Below are 19,616 nucleotides of genomic sequence, written 5' to 3'. Positions count from 1 at the left end.
ATGGCGAAACCGACCACTGACGTTCCCGACGGCGCGCTGAACGTCGAACCCGAGCGTCCGCAGGAGGGCGAGGACGCCCTGCGTGCGGTGCTCGAAGAGTACGGCGGCGACTACGCCGACGCTATCGAGTACACGGACGAACTCGAAGCCGTCTTGGAGACAGCGATACTCGTCATCGCGAGCGCGGACGACGACGACGTGGACAACGTCACGCAGTCTCTCGTCACGCTCGTCGAAGCCGGCGACGCGATCTCCACCGAGGGAACGGTCGCGCTCGCGGAGGGCGTCGGTGAGAACAGCGAAGACCTCGCGGACGCGCTCGACTCCGTGCTCGCGCTCCAGCAGTCCGGCGACCTCGACGAACTCATCGAGATGGCGGGCGTGCTGTCCGCGCTCGACGTGGACGAGACCACGGTCGCGGGTCTGAACCGCGTGCTCGACGCGGTCGGTGAGGCCGAAGAAGAGTCGGAGCCGGCCGGGCCGTTCGCGCTCGTCGGTGCGATGTTCGACGCGGACATCCGCGCCGGCCTCGGCTACCTCCTCTCCGTGCTGCGCTCGCAGGGGAGTCGCCTCCGGTCCGAGTGATGGACGACGGGACCGTCTGCCCGCTCTGCGCGGTCGGCTGCCGGCTGGACGTGGGCGAGGACGGCGACCGCGCGGTCGGCCGGAACGGTCCCGCGAACCCCGATGGTCGCCTCTGCGCGAAGGGGATTCGCGCGCCGAGCGTGCTGGACGACCCCGAGCGCTTGACGACGCCGCTCGTCCGCGAGGACGGCGACCTCGTGGAAGCCTCGTGGGAGCGCGCGCTCGACCGCGCCGCGGACGGCCTCCGAGACGTTCGCGAGACGTACGGCGCCAACGCGCTCGCGTTTTTGGGCGCGCCGCACTGCACGAACGAGGAGAACTATCGCTTGCAGAAGCTCGCGCGCGTCCTCGGCACGAACAACGTCGACAATCGGGCGCGGGCGTGCCACGAGGAGGCGGCGGGCGCGCTCATCGAGCGCTTCGGGTATCCGGCGACGACGTTCGCGGCGGAAGACCTCGACGACACCGACCTTCTGCTGGCGGTCGGCGCGAACCCGGCGGTCCAGCAGCCCGTGTTCTTCGACTCGTTCGTCCGCCCCGCCGTGAACCGCGGGGACGCGACGCTCGTGCAGGTCGACCCGCGCGAGAACGAGACGACGCGGCTCGCCAGCCACCACGTCGCGCCCCGCCCGGGGTCGGACGCCCAGTTCCTGCAGGCCGTCTGCGCGCGCCTCGTCGAACGCGGCGACGTGGACGACGACTTCCTCGACGAACGAACAACGGGCTACGGGTCGTACGCGGACGCGGTCGCGGATATCGACCCGGTGAGCGCGGCGGCGGAGACCGGCGTGTCGGCGGACGCCGTAGACGCGGTCGCGGACGCGGTCGCGGACGCGGACCGCGTGGCCGTACTCGCGGCGACGGGCGTGGAGAACGACGGCGGTGCGACGCCGAACGCTCTCCTCAATCTCCTCGCGCTCACCGGGAACGTCGGCCGGCCCGGCACGGGGTTCGGCCTCCTCCGAGGGTTGAACAACGAGCAGGGCGCGAGCGACGCGGGGTGTCGACCCGACGGGCTCCCCGGACACGCCGCGCTGGACGACGAGGCCGCGCGTGAACGCCTCGCAGACGCGTGGGGCGTCGCGCCGCCACGCGAACCAGGGTTGACCGAGAAGGAGGCGTTGCCGGCGTTCGGCGACGACGTACACGGCGTGCTCGTCGTCGGCGAGAACCCGGGAGTGTCGAAGCGCGACGAGTCCGAGGTGGCGGAGCGCCTGAACGCGCTGGACTCGCTCGTCGTATTGGACGTGTTCGAGAGCGAGACGACCGCGCACGCCGACGTGGTGCTCCCAGCGGCTGTCGGCCTCGAAAAACCCGGAACCGTGACCTCGCTCGACCGGCGCGTCCAGCGGCTCTCCCCGGTCGCCGACCCGCCCGGAGACGCGCGCTCCGACCACGCCATCCTCGGCGGCCTCGGACAACGGCTCGCCGGCGACGCGTTCGCTGGCGGCATCGAGGACACCGAGCGGGAGCTCGCGGCCGTGAGCGACCTGCACGGCGGGCCGGACGGCGCGCGCTGGCCGGCGGGCGAGGACACGCTCTACACGGACTCGTTCGCGACGCCGTCGGGCCGCGCGCGGTTCGTCGACCCGTCGTTCGACGCGCCGACGATTCCCGAGGGCGCGTTCGCGTTGGTGGTCGCGAGCCGCGCGGGCGGGTTCGGAATGGAGGCCGGCGACGACCGCCTCCGACTCAACACCGACGACGCGGCGGCGCTCGGCGTTGAGGATGGCGAACGCGTCCGCGTGTCGACCCTAGAGGGCGACGCGTCGGTGGACGCGGTCGCGCACGTCACCGACGGCATCCGGGCGGGCACGGTCGCATTGCACGCGGACGCGGCGGACCCGCTCGTCCGCGCGGGCGCGACCGCCGTACGCGTCGACTAACGACCGCCGACGAGCGGGTCGTCGCGGACGTGACTGGTGAGCGCGATCCGCGGCACGTCCGCGCGGTCGTGGATTCCGGCGGCGATTTCGTCGGCGGTCGTTCGCTGCGCTTCGGTATCTACCTTGTTCAGGACTGGAATCACGGTCGCATCTGGTGGAACGTTCTTCAGCCCGCCGTCTGGATGGGCGAGCACGGCGGCGACGTGGTCGGGTTCGATTGTGTCGCCGAGACTGAGGTCGGTGAGCGCGGCGACGCGCTCGGGGCGGTGGACTGACTCCTCGCTGAGCGGGTCGCCGACGACGCCGACGGACGCGACGGGGAGGACGGTGTCGGCGGTCGCGGGAACCGGCGGTTCGCCGTCGTTCGGGGCTTTGAACTCGCGGCCGCGCGCGCCGTCGGCCTTCACGAGCACTGTGTCCGCGAGGTCGCGGAGGCCGGCGACGGTGTCGGCGTCGTAGCCCTGATAGTGGCCGGGTCGGTACTCGCTCTCCACGAGGCCGAGGGGGAACTCTGTCGCGTCCGCGATGGCTGCGCGGGGGTCGTCGGTGACGCGGAAGGCGGCGACGCGGTCGGAGAGGTCGGGGACGCGAGTGGTCGTGGTGACCACTGCGCGGGGAATGCGGTCGGCGAGCGCGAACGTCGTGGTCTTCTTCCCGCCGGCGCCGACGATGGCGACGAGGCCGTCGGCGGCGAGGGCGTCGCGGAACTCCATACGGTCGCTGAGAGCGGTAGACGGGTAAGCGCGGCGCTAGTCGGGGAAGCCGCCGGGGGTGACGGCGCGCGTCCCGCGGTCGGTCGCGCGGAAGACGACTTCGCCGGTGACGGCTTCGACGAGGCCGCGGTCTGCGAGGACGGCGCAGCGGCGCTCCACGTAGGGCGTGTGCGCGCCGACCCGGTTGGCGATGATGGCCGCGTACTCCACGCGGCCGTCCGCGAGGAATTCGAGTATCGCCGCGTCCACGGGCCGGAGCGCCGGACGGCCGCTTCGCGCGTCGCTCATACACCTTATTGGGTATTGTTACCATATAACACTATCGGGTGGGTCTAAGTTCGACACGCCCCAACCGCGGATGTGCCCGCGACCACCACGCCCGCAGAACTCGCCGCGCTCCTTGACGCGGACGCCGACGCCACCATTCTGGACACGCGCCCGCCCGAGAGCTTCGACGCCTGGCACCTCCCGGGGGCGGCGAACGTCCCCTACAAGCCGAACCAGCCGTTTCCCGCGGACGCGCTCCCGGACGACCTCGACACGACGGACCGCGTGCTCACGGTCTGCGCGAAGGGAACGTCCTCGCGGTTTCTGGCGGAGGAACTCGAAGCCGCCGGATACCGGGACGTGTCGGTCGTCGCCGGCGGGATGCGCGACTGGAGCGCCGTCTACGAGACCGTACCGGTCGTCGCGCGAAGCGACCTCGAAATCGTGCAGGTGCAGCGCCGCGCGAAGGGCTGTCTCGGCTACATCGTCGCCGACCCGAACACTGGAATGGCCGCCGTCGTGGACGCGACGCGTCACGTCGAGCGGTTCCGCGACGTCGCCGACTCACGGGGTTGGGAGGTCGTGCGCGTGCTGGATACGCACGTCCACGCCGACCACATTTCTGGAGGGCGACGGCTCGCGGACGCCCTCGACATTCCCTATCACCTCGGCGCGAACGCCCGCGAACGCGACGTGGCCTACGAGTACGAGGAAATCGAGCGCAACGACACGGTGGCGGTGGGCGACGTATCGCTGAAGGCGCTGGCGACACCGGGTCACACGACGGACCTCACGAGCTATCTTGTGGACGGCGCCGCGGTGCTCACGGGCGACGCGCTGTTCGTCGATTCCGTGGGGCGGACGGAACTGGAGTTCGGGGACGCGGACGCCGACCGGGGCGCGCGCCTCCAGCACGGGAGCCTCCACCGGACGCTCCTCGCGCTCCCGGACGCGGTGACAGTGCTCCCCGGCCACGCGAGCGTCGCCGCCGACGGTACGTGGACGCCCACGCCACCCGGCCAGCCCGTCAAAGCCATCCTCGGACGCCTCCGCGACCGCCTCCCGCTCCTGTCGTTGTCCGAGGACGCGTTCGTCGACCGACTGACGGCGAGCGCGCCCGCGAAACCGCCGAACTACGAGCGCGTCATCGCCATCAACCGCGGCCGCGAAGAAGCCGAGAGCGAGACCGAACTCACGGAACTGGAACTCGGCCCGAACAACTGCGCGATAGACTGACTACCGCTCTCGGCGGCGACCACACACGACTAAATGCCAGCCGGGAGACGGATTCGTATGGCGGAGACCAACCGACAGTGGATTCTCGCGCAGCGCCCGACCGGCGAACCGACCCGCGACGACTTCGAACTCCGGGAGACGGAGAAACCGACGCCGGACGCGAACGAAGTGCTCGTCGACCTCGCGTACATGTCCGTCGACCCCTACATGCGCGGCCGGATGCGGGACGCCGAATCCTACGCGGAACCCTGGGACGTCGGCGACCCGATGCAGGCGGGCGCGGTCGGCACCGTCGAGGAATCGAACCATCCCGACTTCGAGCCGGGTGACACCGTCGTCGGCAACCTTCGATGGGCGGACTACGTCGCCGCCGACGGCGCGGAACTCTCCCACGTTCGCACGGGCGACGCACCCGTCAGCACCGCGCTCGGCGTGCTCGGAATGCCCGGCCGCACCGCCTACTTCGGCCTGTACGACGTGGGCGAACCCACGCCCGGCGACACGGTCGTCGTCTCCGGCGCGGCGGGCGCGGTCGGCTCCACGGTCGGACAGCTCGCCAAGCTCGCCGGCTGCGAGGTCATCGGATACGCCGGGAGCGACGAGAAAGTCGAGTACCTGGAGGACGACCTCGGCTACGACCACGGCATCAACTACAAATCCGAAGACGTCCGGGACGCCCTCCGCGACGTGACGGACGGCGTCGACATCTACTACGACAACGTCGGCGGCCCCATCACCGACGCCGTGATGGACACCCTCAACGTGGACGCGCGCGTCGTCGTCTGCGGCCAAATCGCGCACTACAACGACACCGAACGCCCCACCGGCCCCCGCCACTTCGGGAACCTCATTCAGACCCGCGCGAAAGTCGAGGGAATCCTCGTCCGCGACTTCGCGCCGCGCTTCCAGCAGGCCACCGAACGCCTCGCCGAGTGGGTCGCGTCCGGCGACCTCACCTACCGCGAAACCGTCACCGACGGCCTCGAAAACGCCCCCGACGCCTTCCTCGGCCTCTTCGAAGGCGAGAACATCGGCAAACAGCTCGTCAAACTCGACTAGCGAACAGTCGCCCGCAGCGACGTCAGTCCTCCAGCGCTCGCAGTTTCGGCGGACTCGCAGACTCCGCCTCCCTCACGCCTCCCTCCGGTCAGCGTTCGGCGTTTGGCGACTCCCTCCGGTCGTCGCCTCGCCTCGGCTCGCGCCTCGCTCGTTCGTTCAGCGAAGCCTCCGGCTTCGCTTACTGGAAGCCCATCGCTTCGATCTGTTCCTGATAGCGATTCCGGATGGTGACTTCGGTGACCTGCGCGACGTCCGCGACCTCGCGCTGGGTCTTCTTCTCGTTGCAGAGGAGGCTGGCGGCGTAGATGGCGGCGGCGGCGAATCCGGTCGGGGATTTGCCGGAGAGGAGGCCCTGTTCGGCGGAAACGTCGATGATTTCGTTGGCCTTCGACTGGGTTTCCTCGGAGAGTTCGAGTTCGCTCGCAAAGCGCGGAACGAACTGCTTGGGGTCGACGGGCTCCATTTCGAGACTGAGTTCCTGTGCGACGTAGCGATACGTCCGACCGATCTCCTTCTGGTCGACTCGGGAGACCTCCGCGACCTCTTCGAGGCTGCGGGGGATGCCTTCCTTGCGGCAGGCGGCGTAGAGGCAGGCGGTGGCGACCCCCTCGATGCTGCGCCCGCGGATGAGGTCTTCCTTCAGCGCGCGGCGATAGATGACGGAGGCGACCTCGCGAACGCTGCGAGGCACGCCGAGCGCGCTGGCCATGCGGTCGATTTCGCTGAGCGCGAACTGGAGGTTGCGCTCGCCGGCGTCCTTCGTCCGAATCCGCTCCTGCCACTTCCGCAACCGATGCATCTGACTCCGCTTTTTCGAACTGATGGAGCGGCCGTAGGCGTCCTTGTCCTTCCAGTCGATTTGGGTAGTCAGCCCTTTGTCGTGCATCGTCTGGGTGGTCGGCGCGCCCACGCGCGACTTCTCCTGGCGCTCCGAGTGATTGAACGCCCGCCACTCCGGCCCGCGGTCAACGTTGTCCTCCTCGATAACGAGACCGCAGTCCTCGCAGATGAGCTCCCCCTGGTCCGCGCTCACGCTGAGGTTCGTGGAGTCACACTCCGGGCACACCCGAACGTCCTCCTGTTCGGACCCCGTCGTTTCCTCCGCCTGGTTCTCGCGCTCGCGCTGCCGGCTGGGGCGTACCATCGTACGTTAACCAAACACATCGGTAGTTTTAAGCCCTTTGTCTGGTGTGCCATGTTACCAAACCGAGAGGTCTGCGGCGACCCACGCGACCCCAACTGCGCCGAACGACCCGAGGAGATTCACGACGGCGTTCGCGGCCGCCAGCCGCGTGTGGCCGTTCTCGGCGAGGCGGACGGTCTCGTACGCGAACGAGGAGAACGTCGTGAACGCGCCGCACGCGCCCGTGCCGAGGAGGAGCAGCCAGGTCTCGCCGGCGTTCGCGAACGTCAGGAGGCCGAGCGCGAAGCTCCCGAGGACGTTCACGGCGAGCGTGCTCCGCGGGAACTCGGTTTCGGGGACGAGCACGCCGACGTAGTACCGGGCGAGTGCGCCGAGCGCACCGCCGGCGCCGACGAGCTGGGCGGACACCACGTCCACTAGGCGTCACCCCCGAGCGCGCGAGCGAGCGCGCGGCCGACGAGCACGCCGAACAGTCCGAGCGCGTAGTTCGCGGCGACGTTCCCCGCGAGCACGAGCGGCGCGCTCTGCAGGCTCTCGACGGCGAACGTGCTGTACGTCGTGAATGAGGAGAGGAAGCCCGTGGCAGCGAGGACTCGCGTGCGGTCGGCGAGCAGGCCGACGTGGTAGGCCTCGTACATCACGAATCCGAGGAGGAAGCTCCCCGCGGCGTTCGCGGCGAGCGTGCCCGAGAGGCCGGGGAGGAAGAGGCCGAGAAAATATCGGAGGTTCGCGCCAGCGAATCCGCCGATCCCCACCAAGAGGGCGGTTTCGGCGGATTCGCGGCGGCTCATTCCTCGACGACGGTGATGTCGCCGACCATCCCCATGTTCTCGTGGGGGACGCAGATGTAGTGGTAGTCGCCGGGAACGGTGAACGTGTGTTCGTGTTCGAATCCGGCGTCCTCCCACTCCTCGTGGCCCTCCCAGTCGGACTCCGCGGGGATGCCGTCGGGGACGACGTTGTGCCCACCCTCGAACCACTTCCAGATGACCGTGGTTCCCGCCTCGATAGTGAGCGAGTCCGGCGAGAACGCGTACCCGCCGTCGGGAGCAACCTCGATGAGCGTCGTCTCCGGTGGAAGCGACGTGACGGTGACGTTCGGCCCACTCGCGCAGCCAGCGAGCGCCACAGCACCACCGACACCGGCCGTTCGAAGGAACTGCCGTCTGTCCATATCGAGGCTTTGGTGGGAAGCGAAAAACGCCTTCCGGTTCTGTCAATCCAGTCAGTACGTATTTAGGGGTGCGTCGGCGAGGAGATTGCACGATGGGCCTCCGCGACATCGTCTCGGGCGTCGAAAGCCGGGAGAAGACGCTGACCGTGTACGCCCCGAGTGACGCCCTCGCCGACGCCGTTCGCGACTACTTCGCGTCGCAAAACGTCCGCGTCGTCCACGAACCCGTCGCCGACCCGGCGGACGCGCGGGTCGAACTGTCGGACGACGACGGTGAGCGGGTCGCGTCGGTGGACGTGCGCGCCATCGAGGAACTCGTGTCGGGGCGCGCGGACCGCGACTTCGGCGACACCCCGCCGTACCGCGCCATCCTCGAAGGCCTCGACAAGACGACGTTCACGTCCTACGACCGCACCCAGATGATGCGGGCGTCCCGCGAAGTGGAGGACCGCGCGTGGCGGGTCGGCGAGGGCCAGTTGGTCGCGGGGTTCCAGCGGCTCTCGACGTTCGAGACCCAGCACGACGCGTACTCGTTGCTCGCGGATACGGGCCTCGACGTGCACGTCTACGGCGCGCCCGACGCCGATGTGGACGCCGTCGGGACGACCGTTCACGGGGTGGACTCGTCCGAGATACGGGAGACGTGGTTCGTCGCGTTCGACGGCGGCCCCACACCCACGCAGAAGTGCGCGCTGCTCGCAGAGGAACGCGAGCGCGGCGAGTTCTACGGGTTCTGGACGTACGACCCGGACACCGTCGACCGCGTGTTCGACGCCGTGACGGGAAACCCGAACCGGCCGACGGCGTAGGATACCCGTAGGCTTTTCTCGACAGCTACGCGAGGGCGTACCATGGTAGTCATCGATTGCGGCACGCTCGTCGACGGCCGGGCGGACGACCCGCTCAGCGACGCACGCATCGTCGTGGACGAGGAGACAATCACCGCTGTCGGCCCGCAGGAAGCGGTGGACGTTCCGGACGGTCACGACCACGTCTCGTATCCCGATTCGACGGTGATTCCGGGACTCATCGACGCGCACGTCCACCTCCAGGGGTCGCGGTCGATGGACCCGATGGAGTGGGTGACGGAGGGCGACGCGCTGTGCGCGGCGCGCGCGACCGCGGATCTCCGCGACCTCCTCGCGGCGGGGTTCACGAGCGTTCGCGACGTGGGAAGCACGACCGGGCTGGGCCTCCGCGGCGCGGTCGAGTCCGGCGACGTGCCGGGGCCGCGCGTGTACACGAGCGGGCAGTCCATCAGTCAGACCGCGGGCCACGGCGACAGCCACAGCCTCCCCTACGAGTGGGCGGCGGACGCCGGTCTCGGCATCTCCACGCTCGCCGACGGCCCCGCCGAGTGCCGGAAGGCCGCGCGCAAGCAGATTCGGGAGGGCGTCGATTCGCTGAAGATCATGACGACGGGCGGCGTGCTCTCGGAGCGGGACGCGCCCGACCAGAGCCAGTTCACGGACGCCGAGATAGCGGCGATGACGGAGGAAGCCCACCGCGTCGGCATTCCGGTCGCGAGCCACGCACAGGGCGCGGCGGGCATCAAGAGCGCTCTCCGGAACGGCGTCGACACCATCGAACACGGCTTCTACATCGACGACGAGGCGGTCGACCTCCTGCTCTCGACGGACGCGACGTTCGTCCCGACGCTCGCCATCATGCACCGCATCGTCGAACACGGCGACGACCACGGCGTCCCCGAGCACGGCCTCCGGAAGGCCCGCGAAGCCTACGACGCCCACCGCGAGAGCGTCAGAAAAGCGTACGACGCGGGCGTGCCGATAGCGCTCGGCACGGACTTCCTCGGCCCCGACCTCGTCCCGCACGGCGAGAACGCGATGGAGGCCGAACTGTTCGTCGAGGAAATCGGGATGAGCGAGATGGAGGCGATTCAGGCCGGTACGCGCGTCGCGGCGCGCACCGTCCCCGACGACGACCTCGGAACCGTCGAGTCCGGCCAGCGCGCGGACCTCGTCGTACTGGACGAGAACCCGCTCGACGACATCTCGGCGGTCCGCGAGAGCGTGGCCGCGGTGTACGCGCGCGGCGAGAAAGCGTAGTCAGTTTTCGGGCGCGTCCTTCCACTCGCCCATGCCGGCGGGGTCGAGGTGGATGTGCACGTCGCCCACGTCGGGGAGCGCCATCACGCGCGTCCTGAGTTCGGTTTCGAGGTCGTGGGCCTCCCGAAGGGTGTGTTCGTCCGCGACCTCCGCGTGGAACTCCACCTCGATTTCGGTGCCGACGTAGTGCGCCGTGAAATCGTGGATTCCGGCGACCTCCGGGTGGGAGAGAACGGCGTCCCGGATGGCGTTGAGCTCCTCCTCGGGCGGCGCGCGGCCGACGAGGTAGTTGATGTTCTCGCGGGAGATGGCGACACCCTGTCGAATCACGAGGACGCTGACGAGCGCGCCCGCGATGGGGTCGAGCATCGGTTCGCCGATGGCAGCGCCGAACACGCCGACGACGGCGGCGAGACTGGTGTACACGTCGTTCAGGCAGTCGGCGGCCAACGCGTCGAGCGCGGGCGACCCGAGCGTCTCGTTCAAGAGGTTGGTGTAGCGGTAGACGAGCACCATGTCGAGCACGCCGAACGCGAGCCCCGCGACGAGGAGCGGGTCGAACACCACATCGGGTGCGTGGAGGACGGCGAGGCCGGCGTCGTAGAGGATGCGCGCGCCGAGCACGACGAGCGTCGCGCCGACGAACAGCGCGGTGAGCGGTTCGATGCGCTCGTGGCCGTGCGGGTGCGTGCGGTCGGGGCCCTCGAAGGAGAGCCGGCCCCAGACGAGCACGATGAGGCTCGCGAGCAGGTCGGCGAGCGAGTGCGCGGCGTCCGCGACGAGCGCGAGACTCCCGAAGGTAACGCCGACGACGCCCTCGACGAGAATCTTGAGGACGTTCCCGAGGACGTTGGCCCAGGTCGCCCGCAGGAACGCGCTCCGGTCGTCCATCACCGGAGGAACGGAGACCCGGCAGTTAGGGGTTGCGTTCGCCCGCGCGAGACTCCTCGAACACCCGACGACACGCTACACGTCGAACTGTCTGGTGTAGCTGACCGTCCAGACCGTCGTGGCAAGCAGGAGGACGACGTAGGCTATCCAGGCAGCAGAATTCGTTCCGCCCGCGAATTCGAGCGCGGCGAGCGCAAACGTTCCCACGACGGCGGGCGACAGGCGGAGCGCGAACCCCTTGCCGAGTTCCGCGCCGTCCACGTTCTCGGGCGTGTTCGGGCCGACGCCGGCGATGAGGCTCGTGTGACCGCGCGCAATGAGGGCGGTGAGAACCGCGAGCACGACCGCGATACCGAGCAACGCGACGCCTTCCGAGGTGCTCATACGTCGGCGTCGAACCCGGCGGAAGATAGTCCTTCCGCGACGCTACCCGGCGAGAGCGACGAGGAGGACGACGGACGCGGCCGATACTGTATGTCGCTACAGCGAACGCTTACAACGCTTTGTGCTGACTGTTCACGTATGTCGTCTGACTCGCAGGGGTTCGTGTACGCGACGGACCTCGACGCCCTCCGAGAGAGCGATCGCGAACTCGTGAACAAGGACGGACAGGCAATCGCGCTGTTCCACGCGGACGGCGAGGTGCGCGCGGTGGACAACCGATGTCCCCACATGGGATTTCCGCTGACTGAGGGAACCGTTGACGACGGCGTGCTGACGTGTCACTGGCACCACGCGCGCTTCGAACTGTCCTGCGGGGATACCTTCGACCCGTGGGCGGACGACGTGCCGACGTATCCCGTGGAAGTGCGCGATGGCGAGGTGTACGTCCGGCCCGTGCCCGAGCGGGACGCGCCGCCCGCGGAGCACTGGGCGGACCGACTGGAGACGGGTCTGGAGGAGAACCTTCGGCTCGTGCTCGCGAAAGCCGCCATCGGCCTCGCCGACGCGGGCGTCGACTACGGTGAACCGTACGCGACCGGCGTCGAGTTCGGCACGCGCTATCGGGCGGACGGCTGGGCGTCCGGGCTGACGATTCACACGGCGCTCGCGAACGTCCGCGACCGACTGGACGACGCGACCCAGCGGCGCGCGCTCTACCAAGGAGTAGTTGAGGTCGCGGGCGACTGCGCGGGCACGCCGCCGAAGTTCGACCAGCCAGCGCTCGACACCGACGAGGTGTCGAAGGCGCGGCTGAAGGAGTGGTTCCGGGAGAACGTCGAGGTCCGGGACCGGGACGGCGCGGAGCGCGTGCTCCGAACCGCCGTGAACACCTTGGAGCGAGAGGACGTGGCGGAACTCCTGTTCGCGGCGGCGACCGACCACGTCTACCTCAGCACGGGGCACGCGCTCGACTTCGTGAACAAGGCCTTCGAATCGCTCGACCACGTCGGCTGGGAGCGCGCGGACGACGTGCTCGCGTCCGTCGTCTCCAGCCTCACGGACGCGGACCGAAGCGAGGAGAACGCCGAGTGGCGTCAGCCCGTGGACCTCGCGGGCCTGCTGTTCGACGCGTACGACGAACTCCCCGCGGATCCGAGCGGCGACTGGACCGAGCCCGACGGCTTCCTCGACACTCTGCTCGACGACGACCCGCACGCAATCGTTGACGCGCTCACCGAGGCCGCGGACGCGGGCGCGACGCCGCGCCAGCTCTCCCGCGTGGTGCGGTACGCGGCCGCGGTCCGGGTCGCGCAGTTCTCGACGGGCAACGAGTTCGGCGACTGGAACACCGTCCTGCACACGTTCACGTACGCGAACGCAGTCCACCAAGCCACTGCGCGCACCGACGCCACCGAACTCTACCGGGGCGCGTTCGACGCCGCGCTGAACGTCTACCTCGACCGATTCCTCAACACGCCGCCCGCCGCGATACCGGACGGCGACCCGAACGCCGACCCGGAGAGCGTGCTCGACAGGCTTGACGAGGCGTTCGACCGCGAGGGAACCGAAGAGGTGAATCAGGCGTCCCAAGCGGCCGCGGACTTCCTCGCCGGCGGTGGCGACCCCGACGACCTCATGGAGGAACTGGGCGCGTCGCTCGTCCGGGAAGACGTCGGCTTCCACACGTTCCAGGCCGTCGAAGCCGGATTCACGGGCGCGACCGAAACCGACGACGCGGAGCGCGAGCGCGTCTTCCTCGTCGCGGCCGCGCGCTACCTCGCCGCGCACACGCCGACGCGCCGCGAGCGCGAACAGACCTATCGCATCGCCGAGCGCCTCCACCGCGGCGAAGCCCTCCACGAGACAGAGCACTAGAACCGCAAGGCGTTCGCCCGCGGTACAGCGAGTCTCCCCGCGACCGAGCGTATTTCCCGCCGCCACCCGAACGCCCGGTGTGCCCCTCCGAGACTGCTCGCATCCCATAACGAACGATATGCCCGTCTATCCGGGCGACCCCGACGTGGCGGTCGAACCCGCAGCGACGATGGAGTCGGACGGCTTCCGCGTCCACCGCCTCGCGCTCGGCACCCATACTGGCACGCATCTGGACGCGCCGAGCCACCTCGAACCCGACGGCGCGACGCTCGGCGAGTACGAGGTCGAGGATTTCCGCTGGGACGCGCGCGTCGTCCACTGCGACCCCGGAGCAGGCGGGCGGATTCGAGCGAGCGACGTGCCGGATTTCGGCGACGTGGACGCGGTGGTGTTCGGGACCGGGTGGAGCGAACACTGGGACACCGAACGCTACCGCGAGCATCCCGCGCTCACGCCGGACGCGGCCGCGCGGTGTGCCGACGCGGACATTCATGTCGGCGTGGACTGCCCGAGCGTCGACCCGGCGGAGAGTGAGGCGTTCCCGGCGCACCACGAACTCCTCGGCGCGGGGTCGCTGATTCTGGAGAACCTCACGAACCTCGCGGGCCTCCCGGAGCGCGTGACGCTGCACGCGCACCCGCTTCCGGTCGACGCTGACGGCGCGCCCGCCCGCGTCGTCGCGGAGTACTAGTCGTCGGTGGCGAGCGCCCGCGCGCGCTCGCTCACCGTGCTGCGGCGGTACATGAGGACGAAGGCGGCGGTGGCGACGACGATGAACCCGGCGGCGACGGCGAACGCGACCGGCATCGACGAGAGGTCGGTGATGATGCCGACGGTGAGCGGGCCGACGACCTGCCCGACCTTCCACGAGAGCGAGCGAAGGCTCATGCTGGACGCGACGGAGTCGAAGCGCTCGCCCTCGGTGACGAACAGGCTCATGCTCGCGGGAAGGCGGATGCTGTCCGCGACGCCGAGCACCGCGTACGCGCTGAACATCACGGCGAGCGCGCCGGCGTTCGTGACGGTGCCGACGACCGGGAGGACGGCGGTGGTGAGGAGGTCGTTCGCCGGGCCGGCGAGCGGGAGCATCGCCGTGCCGACCGCGTAGAGGAGCGCGCCGGCGACGACGAACCGGTGTTCGCCGCCGAGTCGGTCCGTGAGGTCGCCCATGTAGCCCTGGAGGAGGGTTTTCGCGAGTTTCCCGCCCGCGAGGATGCCGCCGATGACGAGCGAACTTACGCCGAAGACGGTGCGGGCGTAGATCGGGAGGAAGAGGATGACCGCCATCTTCCCGAAGCTGAACGCGAGGCGAAACGTGACGAGCGAGCGCACCATCGGCCGGCCGAGCAGCGCGACGAGCGTCTCCCGGCCGCTCGCGTTCTCGGGGTCGGTCATCCCGCCGGGGTTGTCCCGGAGGAACAACAGGACGAGCACGGTCGCGGCGAGCGTCACCGCCGACAGGACGACGTACGTGAACCTGAATCCCTGTGAGTAGAGGAGGTAGCCGCCGACGAGGTCGCCCGCCATGCTGGAGAACGCCGCGACCTGATTGTACGTGCCGAGCCAGCGCCCGCGCTCGCCGTCCGGACTGATTTCGCCGACGACCGCCGACCCCGTTATCCAGAGCACGCTCGCGCCGACGCCCTGGAGGATGCGAACGAGGATGACGTGGACCGCGCTCTGCACGAAGATGAACCCGACGAACACCAGGACGTTCACGAGGAGGCCGGCGACGAGGTAGCGCTTCGCGTTCCCGGTGTCGATTTTGCGGCCGAGCGGGAGGACGATGAGGAGCTGTGCGAGCGCGAACGTCGCGCCGAACAACCCCTCGACGAACCCCGTGGTGCCGAACAGGTCCGCGTACAGCGCGAGCGCGAGGAGGAGCGTCGAGTACGCCTGACTGCGCGCGAACGCCGTGCCGGAGAGCGCCACGAACTCGGCGTTCTTGAACAGCGAGAGCGGACTCCCACGGTCCTCCGAATCGGCCACGAGTACGCCACGCTACCCGCGCCCCGTTCTTAAAAAACGCGCCCGGAGAGGGGTTTGCCTACAGTTCGATGCGTTCGACGAGTCGCTCGCCGTCCCCGCTCGTGTTGATGGCGACGATGCGGATGCTGTCCTCGAGCATCGACCGTTCGAGTTTCTCCTTCAGGAGGTTGTCCACCTGGTAGACGCCCGCCGCGTTGTGCATCTTGATTTCGACGAGCACGGGCGTCTCGTCGCCGGGTTCGAGCGTCACCGCCTGAATCGCCTGACTCGAAATCGTGTTGATGCCGCGGCCGCCGCGCTCGTACGGAATCCGGGACCGCCCGCGCTCCATGTCGAGTCCGTCCGCGACTCGAATCACGCCAGCCTCCGTCGTGAGCGGTTCTTCTTCCGTGTGATGGCAGAGAATCGCGTGCAGTACTTCGGCCTTCACGCGCACCGCGTCCGCCGTCCCGTAGAACTCGGGCAGCATTCGGTCGAGCAAGTCGGCCGCGAGCGGAATCGAATAGTATGAGTGGTCGTCCCGGTGGACGACGTGCCCGATATCGTGCAGGGTCGCCGCGAGCGCGACGATAACCGCCTCGTCGGCCTCCTCCAACCCCTGGTCGCTCGCGCCGTTGAACGCCACGCCGCCGCGCTTCAGGAGGTCGTACAACCGCAGCGCCCGATTCCGAACGATCTCGATGTGCTTCGCGCCGTGGTCGTTGTACCCCTTTCGCGCCACCGGATTCACGTTCTGCGTCTCCAGATACGCCTGAATCTCCTCGTCAGACTCGATATACGCCAGCACGTCGTTCACGCGCTCGTCCGGGAACGCGTGGTTCTCGGCCGGGTCGTACGCGTGCGTTCCACTGATCTCGCTCATACCCCAGCATCCGACCGCCGCGCCGAAAAAGACCGCGGGTCACACCCACCCATACGAGCAAAAGGCCTATAATCAAGTGTTGGCTATCAACGGTTAGAGATGCTCACTGCACCAGCGTTCATCGGGGGTCTCCCGGGCGGGATGGAGTTCGCGGTCATCCTCCTGCTCGCCGTCCTCCTGTTCGGCGCAAACAAGATTCCGAAGCTCGCCCGGTCCACCGGTCAGGCAATGGGTGAATTCCAGAAGGGCCGCGAGGAAGTCGAACAAGAACTCGAGGAAATCCGCGACGGCGACGTGTCCGCAGACAGCGAGTCCGAACCGTCCACGGACTCCGACACCGACAAGACGCCCACCAACTAACCAACACGGCTTTTTCGCGCGCCCAACACACCCCCATAGGGGCGCGTGGCCAAGCGGACAAGGCGAGAGGTTCCTAACTTCTAGACCGCGGGTTCAAATCCCGCCGCGCCCGTTTTCACAGCTCGCGGAGCGAGCCGGAAAACGCGGGCGGCTCCGCGAGACGCCAAAGGCGTCTCGCTCAGTCACCCTCGCTCGTTTCACTCGCTCGCGTGACTCCCGCCGCGCCCGCCTATTCTGTTCGAGCAAGGCGAGAGCGAAGCTCTCGCTGGCAGCCGAAACGCTCCGCGTTTCGGCGACGACGCGAGAACCGAGTGGGCGTGTGACTGGGTAAACACCATCACGGTGGGGCGTGTAGCGTTCTCGTATGCCAAATAGTGCTGACGTGCAGTTGGTTCGTAACGCGACTGTTCTCGTGGATGTCGGGAGTGTGACGTTCTTGGTGGACCCGATGTTTTCGGATGAGGGCGAGAATCCGCCGGTGCCGAACTCGCCGAACGACCGGCGGAACCCGCTCGTTCCGATGCCCGGTGTCGAGTTGTCCTACGACGCGGTGGTCGTCACGCATCGTCATCAGGACCACTGGGACGAGGCGGCGGTGGAGGCGCTGGACGCCGACGTGCCGCTGTTCTGTCAGCCCGCGGAGGCGGACGCGTTCGCCGCGGAGGGGTTCACAGACGTTCGAGCGGTCGAAGAGTCGGCGTCGTTCGAGGGCGTCACCGTTCATCGCACGCAGGGCCGTCACGGCCACGGAGCGCTCGCGGAGGAGATGGGTCCAGTGTCCGGGTTCGTGTTCGAGGGCGACGAGACCGTGTACGTCGCGGGCGACACCGTCTGGTACGACGCCGTCCAGGAGACGCTCGACCGGTTCGCCCCCGAGGTGGTCGTGCTCAACGGCGGGGAAGCCCGATTCGAGGAGGGCGACCCTATCACGATGGGCGTCGAGGACATCACGGCCGTTCGCGCGGCCACCGACGCCGAAATCGTCGTCGTTCACATGGAAGCCATCAACCACTGCCTGCTGTCGCGCGAGGAACTGCGTGAGGGAGTCGGGGACGTTCACGTCCCCGCGGACGGTGAGCGAGTTACCTTCTGACGCGAGGAGAGTTCGCGCGAAGCCTCTGTATTATCGGTTGGTGTACTGGTCGTTCGTCGTGGGGTCGGCGAGGGCGCGGCGCGCGTTCTCGCGGACGACGTCCTCGGTGACGGGGTGGCCAGCGAGCGGCGTGTCGTTGAGCCAGAAGACACCGTCGGCGTCGGCGGCGAAGTCGACGAACTCGGCGGTGGTGAGCGGGAGGGGAAGGGGGACGGTGCGGCCGCCGAGCATGTAGTCGTCGGGGAGGAGGCGGTGGTCGTAGCCGGAGACGCTGCCGAATCCAAACTGGGGAACGGGGAGGCGAACCTTCGCGTCGTGTTCGTCCGGGGCGGTGGTGTGCGCGTCGAGGTGGATGGGGGAGCCGCCGCCGGCGCGCCGACAGAGCGAGGTCTGTGGGAGGCCAGTGATGCGGACGCGGTCGCGGTCGACGTCCGCGGCGTCGACCGCGTCGGTGACGGGGAACGAGAGCGCGAGCGCGTCGAGCAGGCGTGCGAGCGCGTCGTCACGGAGGTCGCCGTACGTGAGCGCGGTGACGAGGCCGCGGTCGAACAGGGCGTCGGTGAGCGTGCGGTCGGCGTCCCGGGCGAGGAGGACGCGCGGGGCGAGCGCGCCGGTTCGGAGCGCGTCGTGACTGGGGTGGTCGCGGTCGGTGTCGAGGACGAGGGCGTCGGCGCGTTCGACGCCGTCGAGCGCGTCGGTGACGGTGAGGTGGTCGGCGGGGAGGGCGGGCCAAGCCTCGCTCCCGCGGACGCTGGAGAGGGCGTCGCGACGGCCGGGGGCGTCGCTGACGACGGCGATGCGGGTGTTCTCGATTTCGGGCGGGGCGGGGGCGCGCGCGTTCTCGAACGCGACCGGTGGCGTGCGCGCGACGCCCGGCCGGGGGCTGTCGAGGCCGAGCGCGTGGCCGGCGGGGAGCAGAGAGTCCGTTCCGCGAACGCGAATCGGGGAGAGCACGTCGAGCAGCGGCGAGAGGAGGCGGGTGCCGTCGACGCTCCCGGGGAGGACGCCGACGGTCGGCCAGCGCGGAAGCACGTCTTCGATGTCGGCGAGGTCGACTTCGAGGTACTCGACGAGCGCGTCCGGGATGGATGCGTCGTAGAGGTTCTCCGGGTAGAACGGGAGGTCGGCGGCGACGGCGTCGTACTCGACGCGGGGGAGTGCGTTGTACCCGCCGATGCGGGCGAGCGTGTCGAAGAAGACTGCGCGGGCGAGCACGCTCTCCACGCTGTCGGCGAGCGGTTCGTTCCGTCCGAGGCGTTCCGTGTATCCGTTATCGAGGCGGATGGCGGGGTCGCCGGGTTCGACGGTCGCGCCGAGGTAGTACGCGAGCGGCGCGGCCTCGTACACGTCGGCGTACGTCTCGGGAACCGTGATGGTGACGCCGGTGTCGGGCCGGGAGAGCGCGTCCGGTATCGAGAGTTCGTCGCCGGGTTCGTACGCGGGCGGGTGGCCGCGCAGCGTCGGCCACGACCGCTCGGGCGAGAACTCCTTCAGGCTCGTTCCGGCGTACGAGACGGCGTCCATGAGCGCCGCGGGGTCGTCGGGGACGGTGATGGTGTGGTTCGGGGCGTCGTGACGGGAGCGCGCGCCGACCGTCACGGTGGTGTCGCCGTCGAACGTGAGCGTGAGCGGCGCGTCGTTCTCCTCCCGTGACTCGTAGACGCCGGTGAGCGGGCCGTCCGCGCGCAGGAACACTTTCAGTCCGCACTCGATGTCGAGGACGTACGTCCCGGCGTCGAGCGACCGCTCGGTGGTGTTGAACTCGCCGAGGTGCGTGCCGTCCTCGGTACGGATGAGGACGCCGGTGTGGGTGCCGACGACGAGTTCGGCCGTCTCGAACGCCACCGCGTCGTCCACAGGAAGCGGGAAGAGCGCGGGGAGCGCGGAGCGGAGGCTGACGGGGCCAGGAGCGGAGAAGGAGAGCGACGCGCCGGTTACGTCGTCCGCGACCGTGACGGTCCCGTCACCGGTCGCGCGAAACGACACGAGGTCGGGACGCCGGCGGGAATTCATGGGTCGTGTCAAGCCG

Annotated in this window: 21 protein-coding genes and 1 tRNA gene; 11 read left to right on the top strand and 11 right to left on the bottom strand. The window is 69.1% G+C overall.

The annotated features are described in order from the left end of the window. Together ACOZ4O_RS13175 and ACOZ4O_RS13170 are read left to right on the top strand one after the other, a co-directional pair. Window positions 1-585 (top strand): DUF1641 domain-containing protein, encoded by a 585-nt coding sequence (locus ACOZ4O_RS13175; RefSeq protein ID WP_424525974.1) that lies wholly within the window; start codon window positions 1-3, stop codon window positions 583-585. Continuing rightward, window positions 585-2,471 carry a molybdopterin oxidoreductase family protein gene (locus ACOZ4O_RS13170; RefSeq protein WP_424525972.1) on the top strand — a complete coding sequence of 629 codons (1,887 nt, stop codon included), beginning with the start codon at window positions 585-587 and terminating at the stop codon, window positions 2,469-2,471. The genes ACOZ4O_RS13175 and ACOZ4O_RS13170 overlap by 1 nt, the downstream gene beginning before the upstream one ends. Here the strand turns inward: ACOZ4O_RS13170 and yqeC are convergent. Then, entirely contained in the window at window positions 2,468-3,184 is a 717-nt protein-coding gene (yqeC, locus tag ACOZ4O_RS13165; protein ID WP_424525970.1) for a selenium cofactor biosynthesis protein YqeC, read from the bottom strand. The genes ACOZ4O_RS13170 and yqeC overlap by 4 nt on opposite strands. 36 nt (window positions 3,185-3,220) lie before the next feature. Continuing rightward, window positions 3,221-3,472 carry a hypothetical protein gene (locus ACOZ4O_RS13160; protein ID WP_424525968.1) on the bottom strand — a complete coding sequence of 84 codons (252 nt, stop codon included), beginning with the start codon at window positions 3,470-3,472 and terminating at the stop codon, window positions 3,221-3,223. Window positions 3,473-3,544: 72 nt separating this feature from the next. On the opposite strand from ACOZ4O_RS13160, the gene ACOZ4O_RS13155 reads away from it, so the two are divergent. Beyond that, a complete protein-coding gene (locus ACOZ4O_RS13155) occupies window positions 3,545-4,687 on the top strand; it encodes a rhodanese-like domain-containing protein (RefSeq protein ID WP_424525966.1) in 1,143 nt (380 codons plus the stop codon). Between the two features lie 57 nt (window positions 4,688-4,744). After that, window positions 4,745-5,746: an NADP-dependent oxidoreductase gene (locus tag ACOZ4O_RS13150; RefSeq protein ID WP_424525964.1), complete on the top strand. Its 1,002-nt coding sequence runs from the start codon at window positions 4,745-4,747 to the stop codon at window positions 5,744-5,746. 178 nt (window positions 5,747-5,924) lie between these two features. Here the strand turns inward: ACOZ4O_RS13150 and ACOZ4O_RS13145 are convergent, their stop codons facing one another. From ACOZ4O_RS13145 to ACOZ4O_RS13130, 4 genes are read right to left on the bottom strand one after another with little or no spacing between them, the layout of a single operon-like run. Beyond that, entirely contained in the window at window positions 5,925-6,890 is a 966-nt protein-coding gene (locus ACOZ4O_RS13145; protein ID WP_145847867.1) for a transcription initiation factor IIB, read from the bottom strand. Window positions 6,891-6,944: 54 nt separating this feature from the next. Further along, window positions 6,945-7,307 (bottom strand): fluoride efflux transporter CrcB, encoded by a 363-nt coding sequence (crcB, locus tag ACOZ4O_RS13140; RefSeq protein WP_424525961.1) that lies wholly within the window; start codon window positions 7,305-7,307, stop codon window positions 6,945-6,947. Next, window positions 7,307-7,681, bottom strand: coding sequence for a CrcB family protein (locus tag ACOZ4O_RS13135; RefSeq protein ID WP_424525959.1), 375 nt, complete (start codon window positions 7,679-7,681; stop codon window positions 7,307-7,309). Before ACOZ4O_RS13135 ends, crcB begins: the two co-directional genes overlap by 1 nt. After that, entirely contained in the window at window positions 7,678-8,064 is a 387-nt protein-coding gene (locus tag ACOZ4O_RS13130) for a plastocyanin/azurin family copper-binding protein (protein WP_424525957.1), read from the bottom strand. Before ACOZ4O_RS13130 ends, ACOZ4O_RS13135 begins: the two co-directional genes overlap by 4 nt. A gap of 92 nt (window positions 8,065-8,156) precedes the next feature. Between ACOZ4O_RS13130 and ACOZ4O_RS13125 the strand changes: the two genes are divergently transcribed. Together ACOZ4O_RS13125 and ACOZ4O_RS13120 are read left to right on the top strand one after the other, a co-directional pair. Next, window positions 8,157-8,873: a DICT sensory domain-containing protein gene (locus ACOZ4O_RS13125; RefSeq protein ID WP_424525955.1), complete on the top strand. Its 717-nt coding sequence runs from the start codon at window positions 8,157-8,159 to the stop codon at window positions 8,871-8,873. 42 nt (window positions 8,874-8,915) lie between these two features. Beyond that, a complete protein-coding gene (locus tag ACOZ4O_RS13120; protein WP_424525953.1) occupies window positions 8,916-10,133 on the top strand; it encodes an amidohydrolase family protein in 1,218 nt (405 codons plus the stop codon). On the opposite strand, the gene ACOZ4O_RS13115 is transcribed toward ACOZ4O_RS13120, so the two are convergent. Continuing rightward, window positions 10,134-11,024, bottom strand: a complete 891-nt coding sequence (locus ACOZ4O_RS13115) for a cation diffusion facilitator family transporter (protein WP_424525951.1) — start codon at window positions 11,022-11,024, stop codon at window positions 10,134-10,136. It lies immediately after the preceding gene. Window positions 11,025-11,099: 75 nt separating this feature from the next. Next, window positions 11,100-11,408 carry a hypothetical protein gene (locus ACOZ4O_RS13110; RefSeq protein ID WP_424525949.1) on the bottom strand — a complete coding sequence of 103 codons (309 nt, stop codon included), beginning with the start codon at window positions 11,406-11,408 and terminating at the stop codon, window positions 11,100-11,102. A gap of 138 nt (window positions 11,409-11,546) precedes the next feature. Here ACOZ4O_RS13110 and ACOZ4O_RS13105 point away from each other — a divergent pair, with 138 nt between their 5' ends. Both ACOZ4O_RS13105 and ACOZ4O_RS13100 read left to right on the top strand, forming a co-directional pair. Continuing rightward, window positions 11,547-13,283, top strand: coding sequence for a Rieske 2Fe-2S domain-containing protein (locus ACOZ4O_RS13105; RefSeq protein ID WP_424525947.1), 1,737 nt, complete (start codon window positions 11,547-11,549; stop codon window positions 13,281-13,283). A gap of 79 nt (window positions 13,284-13,362) precedes the next feature. After that, window positions 13,363-13,974: a cyclase family protein gene (locus ACOZ4O_RS13100; RefSeq protein ID WP_424525945.1), complete on the top strand. Its 612-nt coding sequence runs from the start codon at window positions 13,363-13,365 to the stop codon at window positions 13,972-13,974. Here the strand turns inward: ACOZ4O_RS13100 and ACOZ4O_RS13095 are convergent. Together ACOZ4O_RS13095 and ACOZ4O_RS13090 are read right to left on the bottom strand one after the other, a co-directional pair. After that, window positions 13,971-15,272, bottom strand: a complete 1,302-nt coding sequence (locus ACOZ4O_RS13095) for an MFS transporter (RefSeq protein ID WP_424525943.1) — start codon at window positions 15,270-15,272, stop codon at window positions 13,971-13,973. The two genes, ACOZ4O_RS13100 and ACOZ4O_RS13095, sit on opposite strands and share 4 nt — an antisense overlap. 58 nt (window positions 15,273-15,330) lie before the next feature. Continuing rightward, the gene (locus tag ACOZ4O_RS13090; protein WP_424525941.1) at window positions 15,331-16,134 is read right to left on the bottom strand and encodes an HD domain-containing protein; all 804 of its coding nucleotides are present in this window, start codon (window positions 16,132-16,134) and stop codon (window positions 15,331-15,333) included. Between the two features lie 99 nt (window positions 16,135-16,233). Here ACOZ4O_RS13090 and tatA point away from each other — a divergent pair, with 99 nt between their 5' ends. From tatA to ACOZ4O_RS13075, 3 genes are all read left to right on the top strand, one after another. Further along, window positions 16,234-16,494 carry a twin-arginine translocase TatA/TatE family subunit gene (tatA, locus tag ACOZ4O_RS13085; protein ID WP_424525939.1) on the top strand — a complete coding sequence of 87 codons (261 nt, stop codon included), beginning with the start codon at window positions 16,234-16,236 and terminating at the stop codon, window positions 16,492-16,494. Between the two features lie 39 nt (window positions 16,495-16,533). Then, window positions 16,534-16,606 (top strand) — tRNA-Arg (locus ACOZ4O_RS13080). 252 nt (window positions 16,607-16,858) lie between these two features. Further along, window positions 16,859-17,587 carry an MBL fold metallo-hydrolase gene (locus tag ACOZ4O_RS13075; protein ID WP_424525937.1) on the top strand — a complete coding sequence of 243 codons (729 nt, stop codon included), beginning with the start codon at window positions 16,859-16,861 and terminating at the stop codon, window positions 17,585-17,587. A 30-nt stretch (window positions 17,588-17,617) separates the two neighbouring features. Here ACOZ4O_RS13075 and ACOZ4O_RS13070 read toward each other — a convergent pair whose 3' ends face one another. After that, the gene (locus ACOZ4O_RS13070) at window positions 17,618-19,600 is read right to left on the bottom strand and encodes a hypothetical protein (protein WP_424525935.1); all 1,983 of its coding nucleotides are present in this window, start codon (window positions 19,598-19,600) and stop codon (window positions 17,618-17,620) included. Window positions 19,601-19,616 lie beyond the last annotated feature (16 nt).

This window comes from Salarchaeum japonicum (assembly GCF_049705945.1).
GTDB lineage: Archaea > Halobacteriota > Halobacteria > Halobacteriales > Halobacteriaceae > Salarchaeum > Salarchaeum japonicum_A.
The sequence above is the reverse complement of the archived record's forward strand: the minus strand, read 5'-3'. Positions and strand labels throughout refer to the sequence as shown.